The organism is Microcystis sp. M113S1 (assembly GCF_020246945.1).
Lineage (GTDB): Bacteria > Cyanobacteriota > Cyanobacteriia > Cyanobacteriales > Microcystaceae > Microcystis.
In genome coordinates this window covers 1-9,792 of the sequence record NZ_JADBSA010000114.1, presented here as the reverse complement: position 1 = coordinate 9,792, position 9,792 = coordinate 1, and the positions used below count along the sequence as shown (strand labels likewise).

The following is a 9,792-nucleotide window of genomic DNA, read 5'->3' as shown; positions in this document are numbered from 1 at the left end:
TGTCAGTAGCGTTAATTTTAGTCCCGACGGCAAGACATTGGTGAGCGGTAGTGATGACAACACTATCAAACTCTGGAATGTAGAAACAGGCCAAGAAATCCGCACCCTCAAAGGGCATGATAGCCCTGTCAGTAGCGTTAATTTTAGTCCCGACGGCAAGACATTGGTGAGCGGTAGTGCTGACAAGACTATCAAACTCTGGAATCTTGGGACAGACTGGGGTTTAAGCGCTTTAATGGGACGTAGTTGCGCTTGGGTGCGGGTTTATTTGCAGAATAATATTAATGTCAGGGAGGAAGATAGGCATTTGTGTGATGGGATTAGTACAAAGAATTAGCCCACCAATTTAATAATAAAGTTGCTCTGTTACAGCCGATTCTTAATTTAGGTTTTTTTTCAGAGATTATCGTCACAAACACGCACCCTACAAGAGCGGCGATCGCATTAAAAACGTTTTATTTACCTCAATAACTCTGTTGCTTCTTTTAAGACTTGATTAATTTCGGGTTTGTGACAACTAATTACATCGTTTGGTAAATGCTTGTGATGGGGAAAAGTAGAGAGATTGGGAAAGTGAGGGGTACTATCATAACGAAAAACTAGGTTGTTTTTTTCATCTTGTAAATGGTAACGATAATCTAGGAATTCTAAGTAATTGTCTGTGATTACTATAGCTTCGTTTATTTCTAATAAATGGGTCTGCTTGAAACGTAACCTAATTCTTAAATTAGCTCTTTGTGATGTCAGTATTTCTTCTTGATAACGTTCTACATAAGCATTTTCACACTGCACAATTGCTTGCTCTACTTGATTGAGGTAATCAGATAAAAGTTTAAGCATCATGATTTAATCTTTGTTCTAATTCTTGACGCAAAGCAAGGTAATGACGATAATCGTTTGCCCATTCTATAAATATTATATCATCTGACAATATTCCCTGATTGTATTCTTTATAAAAATCTTCGGAATCCATTTTATGTTGGTTCTCATAGACGCTAAGTCGCTTGGCAACAGCAATCAAAGCATCTAAAGATGATGTATATTGAATGGTCTGTTTACGCATTTTTCTTTTACTCCAAAATAATGATATTTTGATTATAAACGATCGCGCTCAAACAAAAACATAAATCGTCGGGTGCGAAGCGCGATAGCGTAACGCACCAATTATTCTTTTAGTTTCTTCTTTTTTATCAGTGGAAAAAGCATAAAGCCAAATATTAGAATCAACAAAACAACTATGATTTTTAAGTTCTGTCATAAATTTCTTCTCGTTTCATAAATTCTAAATTATCAACCTCTATAGGATTTTCCAACAGGTATTCAATCATATCAATTTCAGTTTCACCTTTATTGAGTTGATTTTGAGCTTTAAATGCGGCAATAAGTACCTGTATCTGCTGAATTTGTTCAGGTTTAAGTCCAGTTACATTAATATTTTTAATCATGGCTACCTTGGAATGATTTTTACTTTAATTATACTAATTACACCCTCTCACAATAATGCTCTTCCTTTTTTACATCTTTGACTAAAATTATCGGTGTTTATCTAGAGCAGACAGAGGAAGATGTAGCAATGATTAAACCAGCTGTATTGGTACGAATATCACCGATACTGACTTGAATTGTCAGGTTAAATAAAACTAAAGCTATTGAGAAAAAAATAAAAATCTACACTTCAACCAAATGAACCCAACTTAGAGAAGATTTAACGCTGTTAAATAAGCGTTTATCGCTAGTGTATAAATTTGCTTGAAATCGTTGAGCTAATACTAGATAATGGGCATCATAAGTAGCAGGAAGATTCAAGGTTTGCGAAATTTCTATTGCTTGGTAATGGAGGTAAAGATATCCATGAAACTGAATGGGTAAATCTAAGACTTCTGTAAGGAGGGTTTGCGCTTCTGTCTCCAAAATTTGACCAGCTTTTTTCAGACGATGAAATACGTTAGTGACTTCGTAACATAATAAAGTTGGCGCAATCACTAAATTTTCCTCGGTCATCCATTTTTGCCAGAGTTGACTATACATTGTTACAGAAGATTCAACCGTTGTTAAACGAACTATAAAACTAGAATCAACACAGATAAATGTATTAGTCATTATTTTCTCTATTCACTCACAATTTCTTCCATCAATTGCCGATCTCTTTCTTCTCTCATTTGATGAATAATTTCAGTAACATCGGTTTCAAATGGGTTTCCCTGACGACGTTCATAAATGGCTTTTCGAGTTGCGTCAATTCGTTCTAATGCAATTTCCCAAGAGGGGTGATCTTTGAGTTTTTTTCCTAACAATTCCTGTTCTTCTAGGGACAAGGATTTAATTGCATTAACTAGAGATTCCACGAGTTGAATATTCATTTTTTTTACATCTTTGACTAAAATTATCGGTGTTTATGAAGAGTTATTATAGCCTAGCCTTTGAATTATAACAAAGAGACGCAAACTCCGTCGCTTACGTCCCCAATTCATCCCCAATCAAAGTTTACCGCTTGGATAACCGAGAAATAACCCGTTTAAAGTCATATCATCCGTAAGGAAAATTAGCCCGACTTTTTTAACAATTGTCGGCAAAATTTTGCTTGCTTTTTTCACGGCTTTTTGCAATAATATTTTTATAAGACTTTATATATAATGGAGTGGTGGCACTCCAGAAAAGACAGACAGATTCCCATTATAAGAAAAGTATAACCGAAGCCGCCGCCCAAGTCAAGGGATCACTCCTTTTTTTTTGAGAAGTTTTCAGAAAAAAAAATCAAAGAGGCAGCCGGAGATATTCGGTTTTTCTTCACTTTTTGGGCGAAAAAACCCTTTTAGGATGCCTATAATAGGAGAGAGAAAGGGTTAAAAACTAAAAAAAAATGGCGGAGAGAGTCCAGAAAATCCTTGCCCAGTGGGGAATTGCCTCCCGAAGAAGGGCGGAGGAGATGATCGTGGCCGGACGAGTGAGACGGAATGGCAAAATCGTGCAGTTAGGAGAAAAAGCCGACCCCGAAAAAGATCACCTAGAGATAGACGGAAAAAAAATTGAACCGGCCAATCGTCCCCAAAGATTGTATATACTGATCAACAAACCCATTGGTGTGGTTTCTACCTGTAAGGATCCACAAAACCGGCCGACGGTAATTGACCTTTTGCCCGACTCCCTCGCCAGCGAGACAGGGTTACATCCCGTAGGAAGGTTGGACATTAACACCACTGGGGCTTTACTCCTCACCAACGACGGTCAACTCACCCTCACCCTCACCCATCCCCGTTATCATTTGCCCAAAACCTATCGGGTTTGGCTAGATGGTGCGATTGATAGACTTGCGCTCCAGCGTTGGCGAGAAGGTATCCTCTTAGAGGGAAAAAAAACCTTACCCGCACAGGTTGAGATACTCAAGCAAACCGACCAAAAAACCCTACTAGAAGTTATTTTAGTGGAGGGAAGAAATCGGCAGATTCGCTGTGTAGCCGAAGAATTAGGTTATCACGTCCTGAAACTTCATCGCAGTGCCATCGGTCGTATTCAACTAAACTCTGGTAATAATTCCCCCTTACCCTTGGGTCATTACCGTTTTTTAACCCTTGATGAACTGAAATATTTAACAAGCCAGATTAACTAAGCTGAAAGTCAGCCCCTAATAGCGATATGTTTCGCCTTCTCCAATCACAACTCGATCCCCAGCATAAACAGCGAACCAAATTACTGGAAATCGGCGTTTATTTGCAAAAAAATCGCCTAGAACAGTCCCTTTCCCTCGAGGAAATTGCCCAGAAAACCCTGATCCCGCGCCATCGCCTAGAAGCGCTGGAAGCGGGGGATTTGGAAGCATTGCCCGAGCCGATTTATATTCGTTGGTTAATCAAGCAATTTGCTGATAGTCTCGCCTTGGATGGTGAGACGATTAGCCGACGTTTTCCCACCAAGGTAAATAACTTTTTTAGGGGAACAAAACCGTCTTTATCGCTGCCGCGTCTTCAAATTCGCCCGATTCATCTCTATTTTCTTTATTTAATCTTAGTTATTGGTTCCGTACAAACCCTATCCCACGTCCTGCAAAAATCGGTACTGCAATCGAATCGCTTACCGCCGCCTTCCTTGCCACAACAGCAAATTGTCCAACCGAAAAGCAATCCCCTTCAACCGGTAGCCAACAAAACCAGCAATAATCAGCAGCTGGTGGTGGGGGTAAAACTGGAGGATGACTGCTGGCTGCGGGTGGTGGTGGATGGCAAGACAGAATTTGAGGGTGTGCTGCCCCAAGGAACCCATCGCACTTGGCAAGCAAACCGAGAATTAACCGTGAGGGCGGGTAATGCTGGCGGGGTTTACGTTGCTGTTAATAATGCCAATGCTAAACAACTGGGGCAACCGGGCAAAGTCGAGGAAGTCACCTACCGGGCAAATTGAGCTAATTTATGCAAAAGGTTTTTTCACCCCTCGATCGCCTTCAGGGAGGGTTAATCGGGGCATATATTGGGGAATCCTTGCATAATCAGCCCCTAATACCAGCCTTTAACTATGAGGCTACGCCAAGAACGACCCTGCTTTTGCAAGCTCTGCAATCTAAGGAAGACTTGCAGATTGCGATCGCAGCCAAGCAAGAGTCGGAATCGGCGTTATTATTTGTGCTGTTGCCGGAGATTTTAACCTGGCCTGACTATAGGGAACGTTGGCAAGCTAGATTAAATTTTTGGCTGAAAAAGGGCTTAATTTCCGAGTTAACCCAACAAGAAGCGATAATTTGGGGAGAGGCAGTAGGTCTGTTATTACAGGGGAAAAAGCCTTTAAATCAGTTAATGGGGCAATTACTAACTATTAAGCCCAAGAATAAGCTATTAGAGCAGATTCAGTCAGCTTTAGGGCAAAATCATCCCTTAGAGTTCATTTTATCGGCTTGGGCGAAAGATATCTCACCTTTAGGAATTGCGATCGCGGCTTCTCTCTATACCTTTCTGCAAACGACCGAGGATTTCGCCGTTAGCGTGCGTCGCGCTAATTCTAGTCCCTATCAACGGCAATTAACCACCACTTTAGCGGGAATTTGGGCGGGATTGTACAACGGTATCGAGGGTATTCCCCTAGCTTGGCGGCAAAATTTGCCGAAAGAGCCAGTTAAACAGCAATTAATGGATAAAGCTGGGGAAATCTATCGAATTTCCCTGGGGATATCTCCTCATCTTGTCCTATCTCCTGACACTGCCGTCGCTTACGGGGGAACAATCCAACCCCGTCCCAGCTTAAAATTGGTCTCTCAAAATAAGTAGGGTCTGCTGAAAAGGTTTTTCGGTGGGGGTTGGGGGGTGGGGGTTGGGGGGAGGGGGGATGGGTTTTACCGATTTTCAGGTGGTCAACTACCTAATTTTCAGGGAAAAAGTGCCTAAATTTCCCCCCCGAACACTCCTAGCTAAGGCACTTTTTGATTTCAAAAAAGCCTAAAAATATTATCCAACAAGGTTTTTAGATTTATTCAGCAAACCCTACTTAGTTTGAAAGATATTTTGTACCATTTTTTTATCTAAACCTGCGGCAATTTTATCTAATTCTGCTATTTCTCCTGTGTCTAAACTCCATCCTAAAGCCCCTAAATTATCCTCAGCTTGCCGAACATTTTTAGCTCCGGGGATAGGAATTGTTCCCTTACAGATACACCAATTTAAAGCAACTTGGCTAATAGTTTTATTTTTAGCTTGGGCGATAACTTCTAGGCAACTTATCAGAGGCGAAATAGCGGTAATTAATTGACCAAAAAGGAAGCGACGTAATCCTGGGGGTAAGTTTTTATTATCTCGATATTTCCCCGTTAATAACCCCAAAGCTAAGGGACTATAGGCAATAATTTTAATGCCCAATTGATCACATAGTTCCTTTAATCCTAAGTCAGTGAGAGGATAGGTAGAAAGGAGAGAATACTGTACCTGTAAACTGGCAATAGGAATGCCGCGACTGGCAAACTTTTGATAGGCAGACTTCAATCTTTTCGGTCCAAAATTGGATAAACCGACTCCTTTAACTAACCCCTTTTCCAGACAATCCCCCAATCCGTCTAATAATCCTCCCTCCTGCCATGGCGCATAATTGCCCGTTGACCAGTGCATTTGCACTAAATCCACTGGGCGGCCTAATCTGGTTGCCGAAGCTTGACAAGCTTTCACCATGGCATGACGGGTTAAACGCCAAGGATAAGGGGCGAGTTTGGTGGCAATACGGATATGATCAGCGTTATAACCGCTATATTCCCCTGTAAAGCGTCCTAATAGCTTCTCACTCTGTCCGTTGAGTTTGCCTGTCCCGTAGGAGTCTCCCGTATCAAATAGAGTGACACCCCGCTCGACGCAGAGATTAAAAACCGCTTGTAACTGGCTATCCATACTTTCATCGTAACCCCAGAGAAGACGATTTCCCCAGGCCCAAGTACCGCAGCCCATGGGGGGAAGGGATAGAGTTTGATGTGTGACTGTCAAGGGATTCATGGGTCAGTTTCTCTGGGTTTTTTCTCAAGCTTTCAGAGAGATATTTTACTACTAAATCGACTTGGGTTTTTGTTTAACAAATAATCCCCGCAACCAATAGTAAAAACTATCGATATAAGTAAAGATTACCGGCACAACCACCAAAGTTAATAGGGTGGAAGTGGTAAAACCACCAATAACGGCAATCGCCATCGGTGCGCGAATTTCACCATCTGCACCCAAAGCTAAAGCAATCGGTAACATCCCGGCAATTGTGGAAACGGAGGTCATAATAATTGGTCGTAAACGAGAGACTCCCGAATCAATCATCGCCTTAAATTGCGGTTTCCCTGCCTCAATGCCACTCAGGGCAAAATCTACTAACAGAATCGCATTTTTAGTGACTAATCCCATCAGTAAAACTATGCCAATTAAAGCGTATAAACCTAACTCTTTTTGGGTAATTAAAAGAGCAATTAAAGTGCCACCAATCGATAAAGGAAGGGAAGTTAAAATCGCTAGGGGATAGAGAAAATTGTTATACAACAAGACCAGAATCCCATAGATAGAAATAATTGCTAAACTTAACGCTCCCAAAAAACGAGCAAAGATATCGCGCATAATACGAGCATCACCAAAGGGTTCTTCTGTCACCTCTGGGGGTAAGTTTTTCATAGTTGGTAAAGCGCGAATTTGTGTCACCGCACTTCCCAAAGAAACTCCCTCTAAATTAGCTCCAATATTAACCTGACGTTGACGGTTAAAGCGTTGAATTTCCGCAGGTCCACTACCTAAGCTAATTGTCGCCACCGAGTTAAGCGGTACTAACGTCCCATTACTGCTAGGAACGCGCAAATTTTGCAGAGTTTCTATCTCACTGCGTCCATCATTGGCAATTTTCACCCGGATGGGAATTTGTCGGTCAGCAAGGTTAAATTTAGCTAAATTAAACTCATTATCCCCGATTAAAGCCAAAGATGCAGTACGGGCGATCGCTCTGACCGAGACTCCCTGATCGGCAGCCCGGACGGGATCTGGTTGAATAATGAGCTCCGGTTTAACTAAACTTACCCCGGAACTGACCTCGACAAAACCGGGTAATGCCCGCATTTCTCGCTCTAATTTTTGGGCAGTTTGGGTTAAAATATTGCCATTTTCACTTTTAAGGACTATAGCCACATCTTTAGTGCTTCCCGCTCCCCCCTGCGCTCGAAAAGTCACTCTAGCACCTGGTATCTTCTGGAAATCCCGGCGGGTTTGTTCCTCAAATTGCCGTTGAGTTAGCGATCGCTGTTCCTTAGGAACTAAATTAACATATATTAACCCCGTATTTACCCGTCCCGAATCTCCCGGAATAGCCAAAACATTAGCGACGGCGGGATTTTTTTGCAGTAAACTATTCACCTGATTAGCCACGGCAACAGTATCATTCAAAGTTGCACCGGGAGGCAATTCTAGGCTGATCGTACTTAATCCGGTATCCCCAGAACTAAATAACCCTTTTGGAATCAAGGGAACTAACTGTAAACTACCGATAAAAAAGGCCAAAGCCGCCAATAAAGTCAGGATTCGATGACGTAAGGCCCAAGTTAACAAACTTTTGTAGGGACGAAAACGCGGGCGCGAGGAGGGATTATTATCACCGGTTTTCAGCTTTTTCGGCTGTAGAATATAGGCACTTAACATCGGGGTGACGGTGACAGCGATCAAACTGGAAAATAGGGTAGAAACCGCCACAGTAACGCCGAAAGGTTGAAAGAATTGGCCCGGCACACCGCCCATAAAAGCAACCGGCAGGAATACCGCTATAATTGCCGCCGCACTGGCTAAAACGGCTAATCCAATCTCTTTTGAGGCATCAAAGGCCGCTTGCAAGGGTTTTTTACCCATAGCTAAATGTTGATCGATGTCCTCCACCATACACACCGCATCATCGACAAGATTACCCAAAGCTAAAGCTAAGGCCAGTAGGGTCATGCCGTTAAGGGTATAATTTAGGGCCTGCATCACCCAAAAAGTCGGGAAAATCGACAAAGGCAGGGCTAAACCCGTGATAATCGTGGCGCGCCAATTGCCTAAAAATAGACCCACCGTGATCACCGTCATAATACAACCGATGATCAGATCGCTCAGAAGGCTTTCGTAACTAGCACGAATTGAGTCAGCACGGGTAAAAATTAATTGAAATTTAAGATCTTCGGGCAGTTTTTTCTTTAAATTCTCGATTTCTTGACGCACTGCTGTTTCTACCGTGACCAAAGTGCTGCCGGTCCCCCGTAAAATCGAAAAACCCACCACTGGCTGCCCATCTAAGAGGGCCATTTGTCGAGGATCACTGGAACTATCGCTAACTGTCCCTAAATTGCTTAAGGGGACGGTATCACCGTTAGGTAAAGAGATTTGATAATTTCTTAAATCTTCGATAGTTTCAGCGCTGCCGAGGGTGCGGACAGTTTGTTCACTGCCAGCGATTTCCGATCGCCCTCCGGGTAAATTAATATTAAAACTACGAATTTGGTCATTAACCGCCGTAGCCGTGATACCGTAGGCGATCAGACGACCAGGATCTAAATCTACACGCACTTCTCGATCGACTCCCCCAATCCGATTGACTCGCGCTACTCCCGGCACTCCTGTTAAAGCGCGGCCAATTTGACGATCGACTAGATCACTTAATTCGGCGATCGATCTTTTCGGGGAGGAGATGGTATAGTTCATCACTGCACCCCCGGCAAATTCTAAACGTTGGACAATTGGATCATTAGCATCTTGGGGTAAATCCTGTCGAATTTGCGCTATGGCATTGCGTACATCATTGGTAGCGCGATCGCTGTTAGTGCCAAGGATAAAGTTAACGGTGGTGCTGCTGCTGCCTTCGTTGACGGTAGAAGTAATTTGATCGATATTACCCAAAGCAGCCACCGCATCCTCGACTTTTTTGGTGACTTGAGTTTCCAATTCCTCTGGACCGGCGCCGGCTTGATTAACGGTGATAATCACGGCCGGAATGTCAATATTAGGAGAGCGATCGATCCCTAATCCTAGAAAGGCAATATATCCCATTAAGGCCATAACCAGGGAGATCAGGATCGTCGGAATGGGATTTTTGATAGACCAATTAGAAATATTAAAAGCCATAATTTCAGTTATCAGTTATCAGTTATCAGTTATCAGTTATCAGTTATCAGTTATCAGTTATCAGTTATCAGTTATCAGTTATCAGTTATCAGTTATCAGTTATCAGTTATCAGTTATCAGATGTAAGTTTTAAGTTATCAGTTATCAGTTATCAGTTATCAGTTATCAGATGTAAGTTTTAAGTTAATTAGTTAGTTATCTTTATAGCAGTTTTCAT

12 protein-coding genes are annotated in these 9,792 nt (G+C 42.3%); 4 read left to right on the top strand and 8 right to left on the bottom strand.

The window, feature by feature from the left end; all coding sequences use genetic code 11:
• Window positions 1-337: WD40 repeat domain-containing protein (locus tag IM319_RS06005; RefSeq protein WP_287734997.1), on the top strand; the 337-nt coding region annotated here is incomplete at its 5' end.
• 122 nt (window positions 338-459) lie between these two features.
• Here the strand turns inward: IM319_RS06005 and tumE are convergent.
• The 6 genes from tumE to IM319_RS05975 form a co-directional block, all read right to left on the bottom strand.
• The gene (gene tumE / locus IM319_RS06000; protein WP_287734996.1) at window positions 460-843 is read right to left on the bottom strand and encodes a toxin TumE; all 384 of its coding nucleotides are present in this window, start codon (window positions 841-843) and stop codon (window positions 460-462) included.
• Window positions 833-1,063 carry an antitoxin TumA gene (gene tumA, locus IM319_RS05995; RefSeq protein ID WP_271973332.1) on the bottom strand — a complete coding sequence of 77 codons (231 nt, stop codon included), beginning with the start codon at window positions 1,061-1,063 and terminating at the stop codon, window positions 833-835. Before tumA ends, tumE begins: the two co-directional genes overlap by 11 nt.
• Before the next feature lie 48 nt (window positions 1,064-1,111).
• Window positions 1,112-1,258 (bottom strand): hypothetical protein, encoded by a 147-nt coding sequence (locus IM319_RS05990; RefSeq protein WP_271973334.1) that lies wholly within the window; start codon window positions 1,256-1,258, stop codon window positions 1,112-1,114.
• On the bottom strand, window positions 1,245-1,445 hold the full coding sequence (locus IM319_RS05985) for a hypothetical protein (protein WP_287079683.1): 201 nt from the start codon (window positions 1,443-1,445) through the stop codon (window positions 1,245-1,247). Before IM319_RS05985 ends, IM319_RS05990 begins: the two co-directional genes overlap by 14 nt.
• A gap of 223 nt (window positions 1,446-1,668) precedes the next feature.
• On the bottom strand, window positions 1,669-2,100 hold the full coding sequence (locus tag IM319_RS05980) for a type II toxin-antitoxin system VapC family toxin (protein WP_287734995.1): 432 nt from the start codon (window positions 2,098-2,100) through the stop codon (window positions 1,669-1,671).
• A gap of 8 nt (window positions 2,101-2,108) precedes the next feature.
• Complete coding sequence (locus IM319_RS05975; RefSeq protein WP_158199940.1) at window positions 2,109-2,360, bottom strand: hypothetical protein; 252 nt, start codon at window positions 2,358-2,360, stop codon at window positions 2,109-2,111.
• A 500-nt stretch (window positions 2,361-2,860) separates the two neighbouring features.
• On the opposite strand from IM319_RS05975, the gene IM319_RS05970 reads away from it, so the two are divergent.
• The 3 genes from IM319_RS05970 to IM319_RS05960 are packed head-to-tail and all read left to right on the top strand — an operon-like array spanning window position 2,861 to window position 5,252.
• Entirely contained in the window at window positions 2,861-3,607 is a 747-nt protein-coding gene (locus IM319_RS05970; protein WP_286824414.1) for a pseudouridine synthase, read from the top strand.
• Window positions 3,608-3,633: 26 nt separating this feature from the next.
• Window positions 3,634-4,395 (top strand): helix-turn-helix domain-containing protein, encoded by a 762-nt coding sequence (locus tag IM319_RS05965; RefSeq protein WP_286824413.1) that lies wholly within the window; start codon window positions 3,634-3,636, stop codon window positions 4,393-4,395.
• A gap of 8 nt (window positions 4,396-4,403) precedes the next feature.
• Complete coding sequence (locus IM319_RS05960) at window positions 4,404-5,252, top strand: ADP-ribosylglycohydrolase family protein (protein WP_287686141.1); 849 nt, start codon at window positions 4,404-4,406, stop codon at window positions 5,250-5,252.
• A gap of 213 nt (window positions 5,253-5,465) precedes the next feature.
• Here IM319_RS05960 and IM319_RS05955 read toward each other — a convergent pair whose 3' ends face one another.
• Both IM319_RS05955 and IM319_RS05950 read right to left on the bottom strand, forming a co-directional pair.
• On the bottom strand, window positions 5,466-6,458 hold the full coding sequence (locus IM319_RS05955; RefSeq protein ID WP_287734994.1) for an aldo/keto reductase: 993 nt from the start codon (window positions 6,456-6,458) through the stop codon (window positions 5,466-5,468).
• Between the two features lie 51 nt (window positions 6,459-6,509).
• Window positions 6,510-9,575 carry an efflux RND transporter permease subunit gene (locus IM319_RS05950; protein ID WP_287734993.1) on the bottom strand — a complete coding sequence of 1,022 codons (3,066 nt, stop codon included), beginning with the start codon at window positions 9,573-9,575 and terminating at the stop codon, window positions 6,510-6,512.
• Window positions 9,576-9,792 lie beyond the last annotated feature (217 nt).